The sequence below is a fragment of the Frigoribacterium sp. CFBP 13605 genome, assembly GCF_014839405.1.
In the GTDB taxonomy this organism is placed as follows: Bacteria; Actinomycetota; Actinomycetes; order Actinomycetales; family Microbacteriaceae; genus Frigoribacterium.
The window spans coordinates 103,731-122,508 of the sequence record NZ_JACYNS010000002.1 but is presented as its reverse complement, the minus strand read 5'-3'; the positions used below and the strand labels follow the sequence as shown (position 1 = coordinate 122,508).

The following is an 18,778-nucleotide window of genomic DNA, read 5'->3' as shown; positions in this document are numbered from 1 at the left end:
CCCACCCTATTGCGCCCTTCCCGTCCGCCTTTGGCTGACGTGCACAAAAAGGACGAGGAGGCGCGAGGCAGAACCTACAAGGAGCCGGCGGTCGGCGAGGTCCACAGCTCGTGCCACGGCACGCCGAAGCCCCGGACGAGCGACCGCAGCACGGGCACCGAGAGTCCGACGACGGCGCTCGGGGTGCCCTCGATGTGCGTGATGAACGCGGATGCCCGACCGTCGATCGTGAAGGCCCCCGCGACCTCGAGCGGCTCGCCCGTCTCGACGTAGGCCGCGAGCTCGCGCGGATCGAGGTCGTCGGCGAAGGTGAGGGAGGCGCTCGCGACCCGGCCCGCGCCTCCTGAGGGGGTCTCGGCGGTGACGCGCGGAGCGCCACCGCGGTGGTCGACCAGCCAGTGACCCGACCAGAGGGTGCCGTGGCCGATCTCGGCCATGCGGCGCCACCGGTCGAGCGCCAGGGCGGGCTCGTGGGGTTTGCCGTGCACCTCGCCGTCGAACTCGAAGGCGCTGTCGCCCCCGAGGACCAACCCGTCGAGGGGGCGGCCGTCGACGACCGTGTCGAGCACGGCCTCGGCCTTGAGCCTGGCGAGGTGCTGCACCGTCTCGGCCGCCGTGAGCGCTCGGCCGAGCCGTGTCGACTCGACCGCGACCGCGGCTTCTTCGTCGACACCGGGACTGATCAGCACCGGCTCGACGCCGGCGGCGCGCAGCAGGGCGAGACGGGCGGGGGAGGTGCTGGCCAGGTAGAGCGGGACGGTCATGCCGCCCAGCCTGTCAGACTCGACGCATGGGAGACATGCTGGGCCGCGAGGTCGAACTGGACGTGACGGGCATCGCACACGGGGGCATCTCGGTGGCCAGACTCGACGGGCGGGTCGTGTTCGTGACCGACACCCTGCCCGGCGAGAAGGTCGTGGCGCGCATCAACGACGACCGCAAGAAGGCGTTCTGGCGGGCCGACACGGTGCGCGTCCTCGAGGCGAGCGAGCACCGTCGACCCCACGTGTGGGGCGCGGCCGCCCTCGAGGTCGATCCGACCGACCGTGCCGGCGGCGCCGAGTTCGGGCACGTCGAGCTCGGCCACCAGCGCGAGCTGAAGCGACGCGTGGTGGTCGACGCGCTGACCCGCATGGGCGGGATCGCCGACGCCGACGGCCGCGTCTCGGTCGAGGCCCTGCCCGGCGACGACGAGCGCGGCGGCACCGGGTGGCGCACGCGCCTGCGCCTGCACCTCGACGCCGAGGGGCGTCCTGGTCAGTACGCGGCTCGGTCGCACCGGGTCGTGCACGTGCCCGACCTGCCGCTCGCGTCGCCGGAGGTCGCCGAGGTGGCGCCGCTGGGTGACGCCTTCCCCGGCGAGGAACACGTCGACGTCGTCGCCCCGAGCGGCGGGGGCGCGCGTCTGATCATCGGGCGGCAGGCCCGCTCGACCATCACCGAGGTCGTCGGCGACCGCGAGTTCCGGCTCGACGACGGCGGCTTCTGGCAGGTGCACCGCGAGGCAGCGGCCACGCTCACCGCCGCCGTGCAGACCATGATCGACCCCGAGCGCTTCGACCCGAAGGGCGCCAACCTCGACCTGTACGGCGGGGTCGGACTCCTCGCCGCCGCCGTGGGGGACCGCTTCGGTGCGGGGACGCGCATCACGAGCGTCGAGAGCGACGAGCGGGCCACCGAGCACGCGTCCGAGAACCTGGCCGAGTGGATCGGCGCGTCGGCCGTGACGGGACGCGTCGAGCGCTGGTTGCGCCAGACCGCGTCGCAGGCGAGCGACGCCGAGCGCGAGCGCCTCGCCGCCGCGACGGTCGTGCTCGACCCGCCCCGCTCGGGCGCCGGGCGCGACGTGGTGTCCGAGATCGCGGCCCTCCGCCCGGCCCAGGTCGTCTACGTCGCGTGCGACCCGGTCGCCCTCGCCCGGGACGTGGCCCTCTTCGCCGAGCGGGGCTACGCGCTCGACGCCCTGCAGGCGTACGACCTCTTCCCGAACACGCACCACGTCGAGACGGTGGTGCGCCTGCTGCCGGCCTGAGCCGCCGTCCGGTTACGATGTACCCCGTGCACGCCCGGGATTCAGGGACCAGGGCACACGCCGACCGAAGGATCACCGTGTCAGACATCACGACCGAGACCCCCATCGCCACCCGCCAGACAGCACCCGTGCGGGTCGCCGTCGTCGACGACCACGAGTCGGTGCGGCTCGGCATCCAGGCCGCGTGCCAGAACGAGGGCTTCGAGGTGATCCTCACCGCCGCCGGCGTGCAGGAGTTCGTCGAGAACCTCGCGGGTCGCGAGGTCGACGTCGTCGTCCTCGACCTGTCGCTCGGCGACGGCTCGACCGTCACCGAGAACGTCAAGCGCGTCCAGGCGACGGGGTCGGCCGTCCTCGTGCACAGCATCGCCGACCGGGTCGCCTCGGTCCGTGAGGCGCTCGCCGCGGGGGCGGCCGGCGTCATCCCGAAGTCCTCCGCCACGAAGACCGTCATGGCCGCGGTCGCTACGGTCGCCCGCGGCGACGTGCTCAACAACCTCGAGTGGGCGAGCGCGATCGATGCCGACCGCGACTTCGCCAAGGCCCAGCTCGGTCGTCGCGAGCGCGAGATCCTGCACCTCTACGCCTCGGGTCTGCCGCTGAAGCTGGCCGCCCAACAGCTCGGCATCGGCTACTCGACGGCCCGCGAGTACCTCGACCGCATCCGCGTCAAGTACGTCGAGGTCGGACGCCCGGCACCCACCAAGGTCGACCTCCTCCGTCGCGCCGTCGAGGACGGCATCCTGCCGGGGCTCGACGCGGACGGTGGCGATGGCCGGTGAGGGTCGGCTGACCGGCCCGCTCCCGCTCGGACCCTTGCGGCCCCCGCGCAACCCGATCAGTCGTGCCCTGCTCGACAAGGTGCTGGGGCGCATCATCGCCGCGGCCGGTCTCGTGTTCGGCCTGCAGGCCCTGCCCGGGATGATCGGTCAGGTCGGGAGCATGCAGCTCGCCTGGGCCTGGGTGATCGGCCTGGCCATGTTCGGCGGGTTCCTGGCGTTGGTCGTGGCGAGCCTCGTGCAGCGCGGCGTGACCACGGTCGAGGCCTTCGTCGCGATCGCCTACCTGATCGCGCTGGTCACCTGGCCCCTCGCCGTCGACGACCCCAGCGAGGTCCAGGCGAGCGTGCCCTGGCTCTGGTACCTGTGCACCGTCGCCACGGCCTCGGCCGCGTCGGCGTTCTCCACCTGGATCGCGACCGGCTACCTCTTCGTCGCCCCCGCCGTCTACGGCTTCATCCGCCTGACGCCGTCGGGCGGAGCGGTCTCCCCGCAGCGCGCGACCCTCGACTCCGTCTACGCGATCCTGCTCGGCGGTGCGGTCCTGATCCTCGTGGTGATCCTGCGCCAGGCGGCCGCGAACGTCGACCAGGCCCAGGCGACCGCGGTCGCGCGGTACTCCGAGGCGATCCGCGAGCACGCCACCGAGCTCGAACGGGTGCAGGTCGACGCCATCGTGCACGACAGCGTGCTCACGACCTTCATCCAGGCGGCCAGGGCCTGGTCGCCCGAAGAGCGTGAGCTGTCGACCAACATGGCCCGGAACGCGATGTCCCACCTCTCGGCGGCGGCGAGCACGACTCCGTTCGACGAGTCCGACACGACGGTCACGGGCATGGTCGACCGCATCGAAGCCGCCGTGTCGGACCTGGGCGTCTCCGTCGAGCTGCGCCGGGGCCCGATCGAGGGCGAGGGCATCCCGTCCACCGCCGCGGAGGCCCTCTACTCCGCCGCCGTGCAGGCCCTGGTGAACAGTTCCCAGCACGCCGGGGACGCGCCCGGTGTCCGGCGGTGGGTCGACGTCACCCGCGAGGCGACCGGCCTCACGACCGTCGAGGTCGGCGACACGGGCAAGGGCTTCGAGCCGGCGACGGTGCCGACCGAGCGTCTGGGTGTCCGGGTGTCGATCCACGAGAGGCTGAACAACGCCGGCGGACTCGCGACCATCGACTCGGCACCGGGGCGCGGAACCCTCGTGCGACTGCAGTGGCCGGTCGGCGCCCTCCTCGAGGGAGGATCGGCTCCCCGTCCCTCGCCCGACCGCGCCGACGAGACGGGCATCCCGGAGGGCGTCGCGTGAGGGTCTCCGTGCCGCGGTGGCTGATCGTCTCGCTCGCCGCCGTCTTCTCGGCCTACCATCTGGTCCTCGCCGTTGCCTCGTTGGACCGGTTCACCGATCCGCTTCCCGTCGTCGCGTGCATGGTGTTGTACGCCGCGGCGACCGTGGCCGTGCTGTGGCCCAGCCGCCATGTCATCATGCCCGTGTGGCTGGCCTCGTTCTGCCTCGCCGTCAGCATCGTCCTCCCGCTGGTCGTGACCTCAGAGCTCGACAGCTCGGTGAAGAACGGCTACGCCACGTGGTACGTGGCGGCCGTGGGCACGCTCATGGTGATCGTGTCGACGAGACGCCGCCAGGGGTTCGCCTGGCTCGGGGTCGGATTCATGGCGGCTCACGGGGTGCTCTGGGCCGGGGCCGAACAGATCGCCGACCTCGGCATCGTCGGCAGCGTGGTCTGGGTCGCCTTCAGCCACGCGATGTCGAGCACGCTGACGCGTGCCGGGCGCGAGACGCGTGAGTTCATCCTCGCCGAGCACGAGGCGGCGGACTGGCAGGCCGCGCAGGAAGCCCACGTGAACGAGCGGCAGTACCGGCTGCTGCAGACGGGCCGGACGGCACGACCGATGCTCCAGACCATCGTCGATCGGCACGGTGACCTGACCGCGGACGAGCGACAGGAGTGCCTGAACCTCGAGGGGGCGATCCGGGACGAGATCCGGGGACGCCGCCTCCTCGACGACGACGTGCGTCACGAGGTCATGGCGGCGCGCCGTCGCGGGGCCGTCGTCAGCCTCCTCGACGAGGGAGGCCTCGACGACCTCGGGCCCACCGACCTGCGGCGGGTCCATGCCGTGCTCGCCGAGGCCCTCCGCGGCTCGCTCGCCGATCGCATCATCGTCCGGACCGTCCAGGGCGGGGGGGACGACGCCGTCACGGTCGTCGGGCTCGGTTCGCCGGACCTGTCGTCGAGCGCCCTCGGCCGGGGCGTCTCGGCCGACGCGGACGAGGACGACGACGCCGACGAGGTGCAGCTCTGGCTGCAGATCCCTCGCTCGGCGCCCTGATCACCCACCAGGCAGCCTCGCAACGGGGCGGGTGGAAGTGGGAAGGGCCGGACGATCGTCCGGCCCTTCCGAGACCCTGAGTCAGGGCGGCAACCCGAATGTCGCCCTGACTCCCCCCGGCAGGAATCCACTACCCATGTGGTCCTGCTGGTGGTGTGACTCCGAGAGAGACACCTAGCAAGAGCAAGCATGGTGGGTCGGGGCCCCGGGTGCAGTCGTCATTTAGGGGGACAGGTGGGGGAAGATGACTGCGTCTACCCCCGTTCCGGGGGCGTCAGCCCTCGAAACCCCGCCAGCGGCCTTCTCCGGCCGTGATGACGGGACGGGGTGCCCGGGCCGATCGCGTCCAGCCCGACGTCGTGGGTCGGGAGGACGTCGTCGTCGTCGATTCGGCCCGGCCGGCCGCGACGGCGGCGAGCAGCGCCGTGACGGCCGCCAGTTCGTCGGGCGTCGGGTCCCCGGCGACGACCCTGATGAGGGGAGCCGACGGCTGCTCGACCGGGTCGGTGGGGGAGTCCGCCGGGTCGGGGGAGTCGGCGGCGTGGCGACCACTCACAGGGGGATGTTCCCGTGCTTCTTCGGCGGCAGGGTCGCCCGCTTGGTCTTGAGGGCCCGCAGTGCCTTGATGACGGCGACGCGGGTCGCGGCCGGTTCGACGACACCGTCGAGTTCGCCCCGCTCCGCGGCGAGGAAGGGACTCGCCACGTTGTAGGTGTACTCGTTGGCCAGTCGCGTGCGCACGGCCGCCACGTCTTCGCCCGCCTCGGCCGCCGCCTTGATCTCGTTGCGGTAAAGGATGTTGACGGCGCCCTGACCGCCCATCACGGCGATCTCGGCCGTGGGCCACGCGAGGTTGATGTCGGCACCCAACTGCTTCGACCCCATGACGATGTAGGCGCCGCCGTACGCCTTGCGGGTGATGACCGTCACGAGCGGGACCGTGGCCTCGGCGTAGGCGTAGAGCAGCTTGGCTCCGCGACGGATGACACCGGTCCACTCCTGGTCCGTGCCGGGCAGGTAGCCGGGCACGTCGACCAGGGTGAGGATCGGGATGTTGAACGCGTCGCAGAAGCGCACGAAACGACTGGCCTTCTCGCCGGCCTCGATGTTGAGGGTGCCGGCCATGGCGGACGGCTGGTTGGCGATGACGCCCACCGGACGGCCCTCCACCCGGCCGAAGCCCACGACGATGTTGGGCGCGAACAGCGGCTGGACCTCGAGGAACTCGCCGTCGTCGACGACGTGGTCGATGACGGTCATGACGTCGTAGGGCTGGTTCGGGCTGTCCGGGATCAGCGTGTTCAGCTGGCGGTCGTGGTCGGTGGTCTCGAGTTCGACCGGCACGTCGAAGACGTGCGGGTCGGCCAGGTTGTTGTCGGGCAGGTACGAGAGCAGCGCGCGGGCGTAGTCGAGGGCGTCGTCCTCGTCGCTCGCCAGGTAGTGCGACACGCCCGAGACCTTGTTGTGGGTCAGGGCTCCGCCGAGCTCCTCGAAGCCCACGTCCTCGCCCGTCACGGTCTTGATGACGTCCGGGCCGGTGACGAACATGTGGCTGGTCTTGTCGACCATGATCACGAAGTCGGTCAGCGCGGGGGAGTACACCGCGCCTCCGGCCGCGGGGCCCATGATCAGCGAGATCTGGGGGATGACGCCCGAGGCGGCCGTGTTCAGTCGGAAGATCTCGCCGTACTTGCCCAGGGCGACGACGCCCTCCTGGATGCGCGCTCCGCCCGAGTCGAGGATGCCGATGATGGGCACCCCGGTCTTGAGGGCCAGCTGCATGACCTTGATGATCTTCTCACCCGCCACCTCGCCGAGCGAGCCGCCGAAGATGGTGAAGTCCTGCGAGTAGACCGCGACCTGGCGGCCGTGGATCGTGCCCGTTCCCGTGACGACCGCGTCGCCGTAGGGCCGTTTGGCCTCCATGCCGAAGGCGTGGGTGCGGTGTCGGACGAACTCGTCGAGTTCGACGAACGAGCCCGGGTCGAGCAACTCGTCGATCCGTTCGCGGGCCGTCTTCTTGCCCTTGGCGTGCTGCTTCGCGATCGCGGCCTCGCCGCTGGCCGTCACGGCCTCGTGATAGCGGGCCTTGAGGTCGGCGAGCTTGCCCGCGGTGGTGTGCAGGTCGGGCGCGGCGTCGGTGGGTGGCGCGGAGTCAGGAGTCACGCGCTTCACTCTACTGACCGACCCGCAGCCATCCGTTGGAGGTTTCCACGCGTGGACGCCGTCGTACGTCGTAGGAGTCGTCAACCGAGGCCGCCTAGGCTGACCCGATGGACTTCCCCCTCAGCGCGTCCGTCAGCCCCCGTCTCGTGGTGCTCGAGTCCACCGGATCGACCAACGCCGACCTGCTGGCCGCCGTCGACGAGCCGCACCTGGCGACCTGGCTGACCCTCGACCAGTCCGCCGGGAGGGGCCGGCTCGGTCGACGGTGGGAGACCGCGCCCGGTCGTTCCCTCGCGGCGAGCGTCCTGCTGCGCCGCGGCGACCTGCCGGTCGACTCGCTCGGCTGGGTGCCGCTCCTCGCCGGCGTCGCGATGCGCGCCTCCGTCCAGGGCCTGCTCCCGGGTGGCGACGTCACGCTGAAGTGGCCCAACGACGTGCAGGTGGCCGGCGGAAAGGTCTGCGGTCTGCTCGCCGAGCTGAGGCCCGACGCGAGCGCCGTGGTCGTGGGGGCCGGGGTCAACCTCACGGTGCCGGCCGACGAGCTGCCGACGCCGACCTCGACGTCGCTCGGTCTGCACGGTGCACGGGGCACGGCTCTCGAGCTCGCCGACGCCGTGCTGTCGGCCTGGGTCTCCGGTCTGGCCCGGTTCGTCGCCGACCTCGTCGCGGCCCGGGGCGACGCCGTGGCGAGCGGCGCCCTGGCGCTGGTGCGCACGCACTGCGCGACGCTCGGGCGCGACGTCCGCGTCGAACTCCCCGGAGGCGCGGCTCTCGTGGGCGAGGCCGTCGACGTCGACGAGGCGGGCCGGTTGGTCGTGCGTTCCGCCTCGACCGGCGGGCTGACGGCCGTCGCTTCGGGTGACGTCACGCATCTGCGGTATGAATGAGCCTGTGAGCAGCGACGGACCACAGCCGACCGAGTACGTCGTCGCGCGGCTGCGTCCCCATGCCCGCGTGCTGTTCTGGCCGTCCCTCGGGCTCGTCGGCATCTGCGCGGCCACCGGCTACTTCGGAGGTCGCTTCGACGTCGCCTGGCAGAACTACGTCGTGCTGGGTGCGGCCGTCGCCCTCATCGTTCTGCTCTGGTTGGTGCCCGTGCTGATCTGGCTCGGCAAGCGCTACGTCATCACCTCGCGTCGCCTCGTCGTGCGCAAGGGGCTGTTCGTGCGCACTCGTCAAGAGTTGCTCCACAGCCGCGGCTACGACCTCACGGTGCGCAAGAACTCGGTGCAGAGCGCCTTCCGCAGCGGAGACGTCCTGATCAACACCGGCCTCGACCGTCCGCTCGTCCTCTGGGACGTGCCGTCGGCCGACCTCGTCCAATCGACCCTGCACGACCTGATGGAGTCGAACCTCAACAGCGTCGCGCAGCGTCGCCAACACGAGCAGTCCGTCGGACACGCCGACACCACCTCATGGGGCGACGACCGGGTCATCTGATCCGGCTCGCGTGATATAGGATATTACAATGCGAATCTCAGTCATCGGTTGCGGTTACCTCGGAGCCGTGCACGCCGCGTGCATGGCCGACCTCGGGCACGACGTGGTCGGCATCGACGTCGACCCGGGCAAGATCGCCCTGCTCTCGTCGGGTCACGCCCCGTTCTTCGAACCCGGCCTGCCCGAGGCCCTCCGCCGGGCCCTCGACTCGGGGCGACTGCGGTTCTCGACCGAACCGGCCGACGCCGCCGGTTCGCAGGTCCACTTCGTCGCCGTCGGCACCCCGCAGACCCCGGGCAGCGACGCGGCCGACCTCACCTACGTCGACGCCGCGGTCCAGGGGCTCTTGCCCCACCTCGCCGACGGCGACCTCGTGGTGGGCAAGTCCACCGTTCCCGTCGGCACCGCGAGCCGACTCGCCGACCTGGTCCGCGCCTCCTCCGGGGCCGACCTGGCCTGGAACCCCGAGTTCCTCCGCGAGGGCTTCGCCGTGGCCGACACCGTCGCGCCCGACCGCTTCGTCTACGGAGTGCCCGACGGTGACGCCGGTGAGCGGGCGACGGCCGTGCTCGACGAGGTCTACGCGACGGCTCTGGCGACGGGCACGCCCCGGCTCGTGACCGGGTACGCGACGGCCGAACTGGTGAAGGTCTCGGCCAACGCGTTCCTCGCGACGAAGATCTCGTTCATCAACGCGATGGCCGAGATCGCCGAGGCCACCGGTGCGGACGTGACGCAGCTGGCCGACGCGATCGGGCACGACGCCCGCATCGGCCGCCGGTTCCTCAACGCCGGCCTCGGCTTCGGCGGCGGGTGCCTGCCGAAGGACATCCGAGCGTTCCGGGCTCGATCGCGCGAGTTGGGGCTCGAGTCCCTGGACTTCCTCGCCGACGTCGACGCCGTGAACCTGCGCCGCCGCGACCGCGTCGTCGAGCTCGCGGGCGAGTTGCTCGGCGAGGTGCGCGGTGCGCGTGTCGCCGTCCTCGGGGTGGCGTTCAAGCCCGACAGCGACGACGTCCGCGACTCGCCGGCCCTCGACGTCGCCCGACGACTGCACGCCGCCGGGGCCGACGTGGTCGTCCACGACCCCGAGGCCAACGAGACCGCCGCCCGGCTGGCTCCCGACCTCACCTACGTCGGGGACGTCCCCACCGCCCTCCGCGACGCCGAGCTCGTGTTGGTCCTCACCGAATGGGCGCAGTTCAAGGCGCTGCGTCCGGCCGACGTCGTCGCCCTCGTCTCCCGGCGACGCATCGTCGACGCGCGCAACGTGTTCGACCCCGCCGAGTGGCGCGAGGCCGGGTTCGAGTTCCGGGGGCTCGGGCGACCGTAGCCTCGCGACGAGCTGTGGGTGCGCGATCTCGTGCCGGTGCCGGGCCCCGTCCGGCAGGTCGACGCCGCCCGGCCGGATGCCACCGATACGATGACCGCATGACGAACCGGGCCCTCATCGCCATGCTGACCGCCGGGGCCCTGGCCCTCTCCCTCTCCGCGTGCACGAGCGGCGACGACGACCCGACGCCGACGGTGTCGAGCTTCAGCCCGACGTCGACCGCATCACCGTCGGCTCCCGACACGGGGGCCGAGACGGTCGCCCCCACGGCGCCGACGGACGACCCGAACGACACCGTCGAGACGCCTGTCCCCGTGCCGTCCGACCAGGCGGACGGCTGGACCGACGCCCGCGCCTACGACGCCTGTCGGAACGAGGCCACGAGGTCGCAGGGCGCGGACTACACCTGGAACGACCGTTCGTCGCAGACCCTCGTGCAGGGGCCCGGGGGGCGCACCATCGACGTCGCCGGGCTCTACACAGGAGGCGACGTCGGTGTCGCCAACGTCACGTACCGGTGCACGGTCGGTGGAACTCCGGACTCACCGCAGTTGAGCGGGACGGTCGTCCGATGACGGCTCTTCGTGTCGGCGTGATCGGTGGCGGCCAGCTCGCCCGCATGATGATCCCGCCCGCCGTCCACCTCGGCATCGAGATCAGCGTCCTCGCCGAGGCCGAGGGCAGTTCGGCCAGGCTGGCGGCGACACAGGTGGGTGACTACCACGACGTCGACGTCGTCCTCGATTTCGCCCGCACGGTCGACGTGGTCACCTTCGACCACGAGCACGTCCCCCAGCAGGTCCTGGCCGCCCTCGTCGACGCGGGTGTGCCCGTGCACCCCGGGCCGTCCGCGCTGGCCGTCGCGCAGGACAAGATCGTCATGCGTCAGCGGCTCACCGAGCTCGGGCTGCCCGTCCCGGACTGGGCGGCCGTCCACGATGCCTCCGAGCTCGAGGCGTTCCTCGCCGACCACGGAGGCCGGGCGGTCGTCAAGACCGCGCGGGGCGGTTACGACGGCAAAGGCGTGCGCGTGGTCTCGGCCGCGCACGAAGCCGACGACTGGTTCGGAGCCCTGGCCGAGGACGGCAACGGAGGCGCGCTCCTCGTCGAGGAGCTCGTCGAGTTCCGGCGTGAGCTGTCGCAGCTCGTGGCCCGTCGGCCGAGCGGCGACATCGTCCCGTGGCCTCTCGTCGAGACCGTCCAACGCGACGGGGTCTGCTCCGAGGTCTTCGCCCCGGCGCCCTCGAGTGCCGGTCGCCTGGCCGACCTGGCCGACGAGATCGCCCGGACGGTGGCCGAGCGGCTCGACGTCACCGGGGTCCTGGCCGTCGAGCTCTTCGAGACGACCGACGAGCGCCTGCTGATCAACGAACTCGCCATGCGGCCGCACAACACCGGCCACTGGACGATCGACGGGGCGACCACCAGCCAGTTCGAACAGCACCTCCGGGCCGTGCTCGACCTGCCCCTGGGCGACACGGGCTGCCACCGCCCGTGGAGCGTCATGCTGAACGTGCTCGGCGGACCGGCGACCGGGTCGATGGCCGACCGACTCCCCGCTCTCATGGCCGACCAGCCGGCGGTCAAGGTCCACGACTACGGCAAGGAGCCGCGGCCCGGGCGGAAGGTCGGTCACGTCACCGTGGTCGGCGACGACCTCGACGAGGCCGTCTTCCGGGCGCGCGCCGCTGTCGAGTTCTTCACCGACTGACGGCTATCCTCTAGTCCGTGTCCGACCCGAAGAGCACCGACGTGCGCCCGAACGACCCCGCCGTACCCGCGAAGGTCGCCATCGTCATGGGCTCCGACAGCGACTGGCCCACCATGCAGGGCGCGTCGACGATCTTGTCCGAGCTGGGCATCCCGCACGAGGTCGAGGTCGTCTCGGCGCACCGCACGCCCGACAAGATGATCGCCTTCGGTCGAGACGCCGCCGGTCGAGGACTGTCCGTCGTCATCGCCGGGGCCGGGGGAGCAGCGCACCTGCCCGGCATGATCGCCTCGGTGACGACCCTTCCCGTGGTCGGCGTGCCGGTCGCGCTGGCCAAGCTCGACGGTCTGGACTCGTTGCTCTCGATCGTGCAGATGCCGGCGGGCATCCCTGTCGCGACCGTGTCGATCGGTGGCTCGGTCAACGCCGGCCTGCTCGCGGCCCGCATCATCGGCACGCACGACCCGGCCGTCGCCGAGCGCTTGGCCCGCCACGCCGAGTCCCTCGCCGGTCTGGTCGAGCAGAAGAACGCCGACCTGCGCCGATCACTGTGAGCACGTCCCTGCCCGTGCGTCACCCCGACGCCACCTCCGAGCCCTTCATGACGAAGCGAGCGTGGGTGCTCGTCCTGTTGAACGTGGTCGTGCCCGGCTCGGCCCAGGTGCTCGCGGGCAGCCGCCGACTAGGGCGATGGGGGCTCGCCTCCACCCTCGTCTTCTGGGCGGTCGCGGTCGTCGTCATCGTCCTGGCGTTCGCCTTCCGCTCGCCCCTGATCGAGATCGCGACCAACGTCGTCGCCCTCACGATCGTCCAGGTCTTCCTCGCGTACTACGCGGTGTTGTGGGTGGTGCTGACCGTCGACACGTTGCGCTTGGCCCGCATCGTCCGGACGGCCCCCTCGGCGCGGGGATTCCTCGCCGGAGCGATGGTGCTCTTGATGGTGGTGACCGTCGGGCCCGCCGCCTACGGGGCCTACCTCGCCGGGGTGCAGCACGGTCTGCTGAACAGTCTCTTCACCTCGAGGGCCGACGCCGCACCTCCTGTGGACGGTCGCTACAACATCATGTTGCTCGGCGGTGATGCGGGGGCCGACCGCACGGGGCTGCGTCCCGACAGCATCTCGGTCGCCAGCATCGACGCCGAGACCGGTGCGACCACCATCGTAGGAATCCCGCGGAACCTGTACGACGCGCCCTTCGTCGCGGGATCACCGCTGTACGGCGACTACCCCGACGGCTACGACTGCGGCGACGACTGCCTCGTGAGCTTCCTGTACACCTACGGGGAAGAGCATCCCGACCTCTACCCCGATGCCGAGTCTAGGGGCAGCAACGCCGGGGTCGAGGCGATGCGCGACGCCGTCGAGGGCATCACGGGCCTGACGGTGCAGTACTACGCCCTCATCGACATGCAGGGCTTCGTCGACCTCATCGACGCGCTCGGTGGCATCCAGGTCGACGTGCAGCAGCGCATCCCGATCAACGGAGGCGTCGACGGCAACGGTCAGCCGATCAACGTCGACGGCTGGATCGAGCCCGGTGATCAGAAGCTCGACGGGTACCACGCCCTCTGGTACGCCAGGGCACGGCACGGTACCAGCGACTACGACCGCATGGCTCGTCAGCGCGAGGTGCAGCAGGCGCTCCTGTCCCAGTTCCAGCCGGCGACGGTGCTGTCGAAGTTCCAGGCGGTCGCGTCGGCCGGTGTGCAGACCGTCGACACCGACATCCCGCAGGGTGCCCTGGCCGCCTTCGTCGACCTGGCCGTCGAGGCGAAGTCGCAGCAGATCACGAGCCTCGAACTCGTGCCGCCCACCTACGACAACGTCTACCCGGACTACGACGCGATGCGCGCCGCGGTGGCGCAGGCCACGACGTCCGTCACCGCACCCTGACCACCCGTCTCAGGCCGGGCGTCGAAGCCGATCGGCGGAAGCCGACCGGGTGAGGAGGCGCCCCGCTGCCCCGCGGGTCACGCGCGTCGTGACCCTGGCCTCAGGGTTCTTCAGAGGTCGGCGTGCAGCTGCCATACCTTGTCGGCCGAGTCCCGCCAGCTGAAGGCGCGCGCTCGGTCGATCCCGGCGATGCCGAGACGGGTCGACAGTTCGACGTCGGAGACGACCTGGAACATGGCCTGGGCGAGACGCTCCGGGTACCCGGCGGAGTCTTCCCGCGGCACGCTGACGGCCGCGTCCGCTGCGACCTCGAGGAGGGCGGGGGCATCCGAGACGATGGTGGGCGTGCCCAGGCTGAACGCCTCGACGACGGGCAGCCCGAACCCCTCGGCGAGACTGGGGAACACGAAGACGGACGCGCGCTGCAACAGGACGGCGAGCTGCTCGTCCGACACGAAGCCCATCGTGCGGACCTTGTCGGCGGGGAGCCCTGCCGCGGCGACCAGGTCGGCCACCTCGACGTCTCCCCATCCTTCGGGGCCGACGATCAGCAGAGGCAGGTCGGGGGCGTCGGGGTGTGCGAGGGCCCGGATGAGGGGCTCGAGGCCCTTGCGCGGTTCGAGGGTGCCGACGCTGAGGGCGTACCGTTCGGGAAGGTCCAGGGCATCGGCGACCTCGTCGGCGTCCGCGGGGACGGCGAGCTTGGGGCTCACGGCGCCGCCGATGACGCGCAGGCGGTCGCCGAAGGGGAACAGCTCGGAGAGCTCGCGAGCGACGCTGTGCGTCGGTACGACGACGCCGTCGGCGTGCTTGAAGGCCCGCTTGGTCATCGCCTTGTGCCAGCGGACGCCACGAGGGGTGAGGGTCTCGGGGTGGGTCCACGGCACCGTGTCGTGGATCGTGACGACGGTCTGCGTTCCCGGGTCGAGTGCGCGGTCGTGACGGTAGAGGGGAGCGAGCAGGCTGGTCGCGTGGACCATCCCCCGGCCGGGAAGGCCGACGACGCCGCCCTGCCACGCCAGCGACAACTCACGGCGACCGAGTGGCGACTTGGCGACACGGGACAGCCCCGGGAGCAGATCCGTCAACCGGTCGTAGTCGGTCTGTGGGTGGGCCGCCACGACACCCTCGACGTCGCAGCCGCGGGGGGCCGTCTCGACGAGGGCTCGGGTCAACTCTTCCGTGTAGCGCCCGATGCCTCCGGGGATGGGAGCCAGGATCTGGTCAACGACTACTCGCAGCGTGGTCATCGGTCTGCAACACTCCCCTGCTCGCGGCCTCGGCCAGCGCTTCTCTCCACGGACGCATGGGCGTCAAGCCGGCCCGTGCCCACGCGTCGTGGCCGAGGACGCTGTAGCTCGGTCTCGGTGCGGGACGGACGAAGGTGGAGCTGTCCGTCGGCAGGACCCTGGCCGGATCGAGTCCGGCTTCGTCGAAGACGGCCCGGGCGAACTCGAACCAGCTCGTACTGCCGGAGTTGGTGCCGTGGTACACGCCGGCCGGAGCGTCGGAGTCGAGCAGCGCGACGATCTGGGCCGCGAGGTCGGCCGTCCAGGTCGGCTGGCCGAGTTGGTCGTCGACGACCTTGACGGTGTCGTGTGAGCCCGCGAGCTTGACCATCGTCTTCGCGAAGTTGCCCCCGTGGGCACCGTACAGCCACGCCGTGCGCACGATGAAGGTGCCCTCCGGGTTGGCGGCGAGGGCGAGCTTCTCTCCCTCGGCCTTGGTGCGGCCGTAGGCGCTGACCGGCGCGATCGTGGCGTCCTCGGCATAGGGCGATGCGGCGTCGCCGTCGAAGACGTAGTCGGTCGAGACCTGGACGAGCGTCGCCCCGACGGATGCCGTCGCCTCGGCCAGCAGACCGGCGGCGGTGCCGTTGACGGCCAATGCGGTTTCTTCGTCGGTCTCGGCCGCGTCCACGGCGGTGTACGCGGCGGCGTTGATGACGACGTCGTGTCCCTGGACGGCGGCGAAGACGGCATCCCGGTCGGTCACGTCGAGGTCGGCACGGCCGAGGACCGTGACGTCTCGCCCGAAGAGCGCTTCGAGCAGGTCGGTGCCGAGCATGCCCCGGGCCCCGGTGACGAGGTACTTGGAGTTCTGGGCGGCGGCCATCAGAGAGCGGCGCGCTCTTTGAGCGGCTGCCACCACTCGCGGTTGTCGCGGTACCACTGGACGACGTCGGCGAGACCCTTCTCGAAGGGCACCTGGGGCTCGTAGCCGAGCTCGTCGCGGATCTTCGAGATGTCGACGGAGTACCTCAGGTCGTGGCCCAGACGGTCCTGGACGCGGTCGACGTAGGACCAGTCCTTGCCGGTTGCCTCGAGCAGCATCTCGGTGAGTTCTTTGTTGGTGAGCTCGGTGCCGCCGCCGATGTTGTAGATCTCTCCGGCGCGACCACCGACGAGCACCATGGCGATGCCACGGGTGTGGTCGTCGACGTGCAGCCAGTCGCGGATGTTGTTGCCCTCGCCGTAGAGCGGCACGTGGACGTCGTCGATCAGGTTCGTGACGAAGAGCGGGATGACCTTCTCGGGGAAGTGGTACGGGCCGTAGTTGTTGCTGCAGCGCGTGATGGAGACGTTGAGGCCGTGCGTGCGGTGGTAGCTGCGGGCGAGCAGGTCGCTCCCGGCCTTCGAGGCGGAGTAGGGCGAGTTGGGCTCGAGCGGACGGTCCTCGGCCCAGGAGCCCTCGGCGATGGAGCCGTAGACCTCGTCGGTCGAGACGTGCACGAAGCGCTTCAGGTCGTTGCGCAGGGCGGCGTCGAGCAGCTGCTGCGTTCCCAGCACGTTCGTCTCGACGAAGATCGAGGCGTCGCGGACCGAGCGGTCGACGTGGGATTCTGCGGCGAAGTGGACGACGGCGTCGACCTCGGGGAAGAGCGTGTCGAGCAGGGCGCCGTCACGGATGTCGCCCTTGACGAACGTGTAACGGGGGGAGTCGGCGACACTCACCAGGTTGGCCTCGTTGCCCGAGTAGGTGAGCGCGTCGAGGACGACGACCTCGGCCCCTTCGAGGCCCGGGTAGGCGTCTTCGAGCGTGCGGCGGACGAAGTTGGAGCCGATGAAGCCGGCTCCGCCGGTGACGAGGATTTTCACAGGTGTTCCTTGCAGGTCGGTCGCGGAAGAGTCGGTCGATCTTAGCCGACGGGGACGGCTGACCGAGTGGTCCGGAGGCCCTCGACGCGGACGTGCCCCCTGCCTCTGGGGGTAGACCGATGGCAGGCCGGCGTGCAAACGTCGTTCCATGCGCCCTGATACCTCTGTGCCCTCGGCACGTGACCTGGGCCCCGTCCTCGGCCGCCGGGGGCTCCTGAGCCTCGCGGTCGTCGCCGGTGCGGGTGCCTCGGGACTGCTCTCGACCCAGTCCGGTCGGGCCGCCACGACGCTCGGCGAGACCTCCGACGGCGTCCAGACGATCGAGTCGGCTCTCGCGCAGGCCGCGACCCAGGCGTGGGGAGGCCAGGCCAACGGCCGCATCCCGTCGGGCCTCCTGGTCCCCGTGCCCGCGTCGGTCGGCGGATCGGGCTTCCTGCGGGACGACGCCGCTCGGCAGTACTTCGCGATGGGCCTCGCCTTCCAGGCGGCCGTCGGCCGTCCCCTGCAGATCACCGAGGGCTACCGCTCGTACGACCGTCAGGTCGACTACTGGAACCGCTACCAGGCGGGCACCGGCAACCTGGCCGCCTATCCGGGCACCTCGAACCACGGTTGGGGCATCTCCTGCGACTTCGGCGCCGGGGTCGACGCGGCGGGGTCGTCGGCGAAGCGGTGGATGGACGCGAACTGCGGGCGATACGGCTGGGCGCCGACGGGCAACACGTTCTCCCGGCCCGAGGCCTGGCACTTCGACTACGTGGCGGCGTACCCGGGTCCTGCATCGGCGGTCCGCGACACGTCCGGGCTCGTCGCGGTCCGCGTCCCGGAGTCCATGCCCGGGGTCGGGACGAGCTACACGGCTCTCCTGGGCATGCGGTCCTTGCGTCACTTCACCACGATCGGGCAGGTGAACGCCGTCCGAGCCGTCGGCATCCCCTACTTCGACGTGGTCTCCCGACGAGACTTCGAGGGCTTGCTCGACGCGATGTCCATCCCACGTTCTGCGCTCACGACCAACGCCGACTACTGGCGTCCCTGACCTCTAGGAGAAAACATGCTCGTCCTGCACTGCTACGACAACCTGCCCGAGGTCGGCCGGGGCTACGTCTGCGTCGTGGCGCCACGCATGCTGCGGCACGTGACCACCGAGTCGACGGTCACCGCCCTGCGTGCCGTCGGCATGGCACCACGAGACATCAACGGCCAGGGGTTCTACGACATCCTCGCGTCGTTGTCCATCCCACGCTCCGAGCTCAAGACCAACGCGGACTACTCGCGGCGGTGACCGGGGCTGCAGTGCGCGAGCCGCGATCGGCGCTTCCGTGCCCCGCGCCGGCTCTTGGTAAGCTGCCCCGGTGCAGATCCGCGAACTGAAGATCCCAGACAGCTACGAGATCACCCCGAAGCAGTTCGGTGACGACCGGGGCGTCTTCCTCGAGTGGTACCGCTTCGACAAGCTCGCCGAGGTGGTCGGGCACCCCGTCCAGCTTCGTCAAGCCAACACCTCCGTCTCGAAGCGCGGTGTCGTCCGAGGCATCCACTTCGCCGACGTCCCGCTCGGCCAGGCCAAGTACGTCACCGCGACGCATGGTGCGGTCCTCGACTACGTGATCGACATCCGGGTGGGCTCCGCCACCTACGGCCAATGGGACTCCGTGCTCCTCGACGACGTCGACCGGCGCGCCATCTACCTGTCCGAGGGCCTGGGGCACGCGTTCGTCGCGCTGACCGACGATGCGACGGTCAGCTACCTGGTCTCCGACACGTTCCACGCCGAGCGCGAACACGGGATCGACCCCCTCGACCCCGAGATCGGCCTCGTCTTCCCCGAGGGTGCCGGTGAGCCCCTGCTCTCACCGAAGGACACCTCTGCGCCGACGCTGGCCGAGGCGGCGGTCGCCGGGCTCCTGCCGACGTGGGACGACATGCGCGCCTACTATGCGTCCTTGGATGCGGCACACGTCGCCGGAGAGGGCGAATGA

General features: G+C 70.9%; 20 protein-coding genes. 14 read left to right on the top strand and 6 right to left on the bottom strand.

Features of this window, described 5'->3' with window-relative positions:
• Positions 1-74: 74 nt before the first annotated feature.
• On the bottom strand, positions 75-764 hold the full coding sequence (locus tag IFT36_RS01685) for a Maf family protein (protein WP_173151224.1): 690 nt from the start codon (positions 762-764) through the stop codon (positions 75-77).
• A gap of 26 nt (positions 765-790) precedes the next feature.
• On the opposite strand from IFT36_RS01685, the gene IFT36_RS01680 reads away from it, so the two are divergent.
• The 4 genes from IFT36_RS01680 (at position 791) to IFT36_RS01665 (ending at position 5,154) form a co-directional block, all read left to right on the top strand.
• Positions 791-2,032 carry a class I SAM-dependent RNA methyltransferase gene (locus IFT36_RS01680; protein WP_200412274.1) on the top strand — a complete coding sequence of 414 codons (1,242 nt, stop codon included), beginning with the start codon at positions 791-793 and terminating at the stop codon, positions 2,030-2,032.
• A 77-nt stretch (positions 2,033-2,109) separates the two neighbouring features.
• The gene (locus IFT36_RS01675) at positions 2,110-2,814 is read left to right on the top strand and encodes a response regulator transcription factor (RefSeq protein ID WP_123570456.1); all 705 of its coding nucleotides are present in this window, start codon (positions 2,110-2,112) and stop codon (positions 2,812-2,814) included.
• Complete coding sequence (locus IFT36_RS01670; protein WP_192123151.1) at positions 2,804-4,111, top strand: sensor histidine kinase; 1,308 nt, start codon at positions 2,804-2,806, stop codon at positions 4,109-4,111. The genes IFT36_RS01675 and IFT36_RS01670 overlap by 11 nt, the downstream gene beginning before the upstream one ends.
• Positions 4,108-5,154, top strand: coding sequence for a hypothetical protein (locus tag IFT36_RS01665; RefSeq protein WP_173151218.1), 1,047 nt, complete (start codon positions 4,108-4,110; stop codon positions 5,152-5,154). Before IFT36_RS01670 ends, IFT36_RS01665 begins: the two co-directional genes overlap by 4 nt.
• Positions 5,155-5,428: 274 nt before the next feature.
• Here IFT36_RS01665 and IFT36_RS16305 read toward each other — a convergent pair whose 3' ends face one another.
• Together IFT36_RS16305 and IFT36_RS01655 are read right to left on the bottom strand one after the other, a co-directional pair.
• Positions 5,429-5,710 carry an acyl-CoA carboxylase epsilon subunit gene (locus IFT36_RS16305; RefSeq protein WP_200412273.1) on the bottom strand — a complete coding sequence of 94 codons (282 nt, stop codon included), beginning with the start codon at positions 5,708-5,710 and terminating at the stop codon, positions 5,429-5,431.
• Complete coding sequence (locus tag IFT36_RS01655) at positions 5,707-7,320, bottom strand: acyl-CoA carboxylase subunit beta (RefSeq protein ID WP_200412272.1); 1,614 nt, start codon at positions 7,318-7,320, stop codon at positions 5,707-5,709. The genes IFT36_RS16305 and IFT36_RS01655 overlap by 4 nt, the downstream gene beginning before the upstream one ends.
• Positions 7,321-7,427: 107 nt before the next feature.
• On the opposite strand from IFT36_RS01655, the gene IFT36_RS01650 reads away from it, so the two are divergent.
• The 7 genes from IFT36_RS01650 (at position 7,428) to IFT36_RS01620 (ending at position 13,698) form a co-directional block, all read left to right on the top strand.
• Complete coding sequence (locus tag IFT36_RS01650) at positions 7,428-8,207, top strand: biotin--[acetyl-CoA-carboxylase] ligase (protein ID WP_200412271.1); 780 nt, start codon at positions 7,428-7,430, stop codon at positions 8,205-8,207.
• A 4-nt stretch (positions 8,208-8,211) separates the two neighbouring features.
• Positions 8,212-8,760 carry a PH domain-containing protein gene (locus tag IFT36_RS01645; RefSeq protein WP_285062925.1) on the top strand — a complete coding sequence of 183 codons (549 nt, stop codon included), beginning with the start codon at positions 8,212-8,214 and terminating at the stop codon, positions 8,758-8,760.
• Between the two features lie 28 nt (positions 8,761-8,788).
• Positions 8,789-10,093, top strand: coding sequence for a UDP-glucose dehydrogenase family protein (locus tag IFT36_RS01640; protein ID WP_200412269.1), 1,305 nt, complete (start codon positions 8,789-8,791; stop codon positions 10,091-10,093).
• A gap of 98 nt (positions 10,094-10,191) precedes the next feature.
• The gene (locus IFT36_RS01635; RefSeq protein WP_200412268.1) at positions 10,192-10,668 is read left to right on the top strand and encodes a hypothetical protein; all 477 of its coding nucleotides are present in this window, start codon (positions 10,192-10,194) and stop codon (positions 10,666-10,668) included.
• Positions 10,665-11,804 (top strand): 5-(carboxyamino)imidazole ribonucleotide synthase, encoded by a 1,140-nt coding sequence (locus IFT36_RS01630; protein WP_056046370.1) that lies wholly within the window; start codon positions 10,665-10,667, stop codon positions 11,802-11,804. The genes IFT36_RS01635 and IFT36_RS01630 overlap by 4 nt, the downstream gene beginning before the upstream one ends.
• 86 nt (positions 11,805-11,890) lie before the next feature.
• On the top strand, positions 11,891-12,358 hold the full coding sequence (purE, locus tag IFT36_RS01625; RefSeq protein ID WP_200412284.1) for a 5-(carboxyamino)imidazole ribonucleotide mutase: 468 nt from the start codon (positions 11,891-11,893) through the stop codon (positions 12,356-12,358).
• Between the two features lie 47 nt (positions 12,359-12,405).
• Positions 12,406-13,698 (top strand): LCP family protein, encoded by a 1,293-nt coding sequence (locus IFT36_RS01620; protein ID WP_200412267.1) that lies wholly within the window; start codon positions 12,406-12,408, stop codon positions 13,696-13,698.
• A gap of 110 nt (positions 13,699-13,808) precedes the next feature.
• Here IFT36_RS01620 and IFT36_RS01615 read toward each other — a convergent pair whose 3' ends face one another.
• From IFT36_RS01615 to rfbB, 3 genes are read right to left on the bottom strand one after another with little or no spacing between them, the layout of a single operon-like run.
• On the bottom strand, positions 13,809-14,948 hold the full coding sequence (locus IFT36_RS01615) for a glycosyltransferase family 4 protein (RefSeq protein ID WP_200412266.1): 1,140 nt from the start codon (positions 14,946-14,948) through the stop codon (positions 13,809-13,811).
• Positions 14,923-15,813: a dTDP-4-dehydrorhamnose reductase gene (rfbD, locus tag IFT36_RS01610; protein ID WP_200412265.1), complete on the bottom strand. Its 891-nt coding sequence runs from the start codon at positions 15,811-15,813 to the stop codon at positions 14,923-14,925. The genes IFT36_RS01615 and rfbD overlap by 26 nt, the downstream gene beginning before the upstream one ends.
• Positions 15,813-16,796 (bottom strand): dTDP-glucose 4,6-dehydratase, encoded by a 984-nt coding sequence (gene rfbB / locus IFT36_RS01605; protein ID WP_200412264.1) that lies wholly within the window; start codon positions 16,794-16,796, stop codon positions 15,813-15,815. The genes rfbD and rfbB overlap by 1 nt, the downstream gene beginning before the upstream one ends.
• 148 nt (positions 16,797-16,944) lie before the next feature.
• Between rfbB and IFT36_RS01600 the strand changes: the two genes are divergently transcribed.
• The 3 genes from IFT36_RS01600 (at position 16,945) to IFT36_RS01590 (ending at position 18,778) form a co-directional block, all read left to right on the top strand.
• A complete protein-coding gene (locus tag IFT36_RS01600; RefSeq protein WP_200412263.1) occupies positions 16,945-17,835 on the top strand; it encodes a M15 family metallopeptidase in 891 nt (296 codons plus the stop codon).
• Positions 17,836-17,850: 15 nt separating this feature from the next.
• The gene (locus IFT36_RS01595; RefSeq protein WP_056046357.1) at positions 17,851-18,081 is read left to right on the top strand and encodes a hypothetical protein; all 231 of its coding nucleotides are present in this window, start codon (positions 17,851-17,853) and stop codon (positions 18,079-18,081) included.
• A 70-nt stretch (positions 18,082-18,151) separates the two neighbouring features.
• A complete protein-coding gene (locus tag IFT36_RS01590) occupies positions 18,152-18,778 on the top strand; it encodes a dTDP-4-dehydrorhamnose 3,5-epimerase family protein (RefSeq protein ID WP_200412262.1) in 627 nt (208 codons plus the stop codon).

Coding starts and splice junctions, on each gene's coding strand:
- IFT36_RS01685 (WP_173151224.1), bottom strand. CDS start 764: ATGACCGTCCCGCTCTACCTGGCCAGCACCTCCCCCGCCCGTCTCGCC.
- IFT36_RS01680 (WP_200412274.1), top strand. CDS start 791: ATGGGAGACATGCTGGGCCGCGAGGTCGAACTGGACGTGACGGGCATC.
- IFT36_RS01670 (WP_192123151.1), top strand. CDS start 2,804: ATGGCCGGTGAGGGTCGGCTGACCGGCCCGCTCCCGCTCGGACCCTTG.
- IFT36_RS01650 (WP_200412271.1), top strand. CDS start 7,428: ATGGACTTCCCCCTCAGCGCGTCCGTCAGCCCCCGTCTCGTGGTGCTC.
- IFT36_RS01640 (WP_200412269.1), top strand. CDS start 8,789: ATGCGAATCTCAGTCATCGGTTGCGGTTACCTCGGAGCCGTGCACGCC.
- IFT36_RS01635 (WP_200412268.1), top strand. CDS start 10,192: ATGACGAACCGGGCCCTCATCGCCATGCTGACCGCCGGGGCCCTGGCC.
- IFT36_RS01630 (WP_056046370.1), top strand. CDS start 10,665: ATGACGGCTCTTCGTGTCGGCGTGATCGGTGGCGGCCAGCTCGCCCGC.
- purE (WP_200412284.1), top strand. CDS start 11,891: ATGGGCTCCGACAGCGACTGGCCCACCATGCAGGGCGCGTCGACGATC.
- IFT36_RS01620 (WP_200412267.1), top strand. CDS start 12,406: ATGACGAAGCGAGCGTGGGTGCTCGTCCTGTTGAACGTGGTCGTGCCC.
- IFT36_RS01615 (WP_200412266.1), bottom strand. CDS start 14,948: ATGACCACGCTGCGAGTAGTCGTTGACCAGATCCTGGCTCCCATCCCC.
- rfbD (WP_200412265.1), bottom strand. CDS start 15,813: ATGGCCGCCGCCCAGAACTCCAAGTACCTCGTCACCGGGGCCCGGGGC.
- IFT36_RS01600 (WP_200412263.1), top strand. CDS start 16,945: ATGCGCCCTGATACCTCTGTGCCCTCGGCACGTGACCTGGGCCCCGTC.
- IFT36_RS01595 (WP_056046357.1), top strand. CDS start 17,851: ATGCTCGTCCTGCACTGCTACGACAACCTGCCCGAGGTCGGCCGGGGC.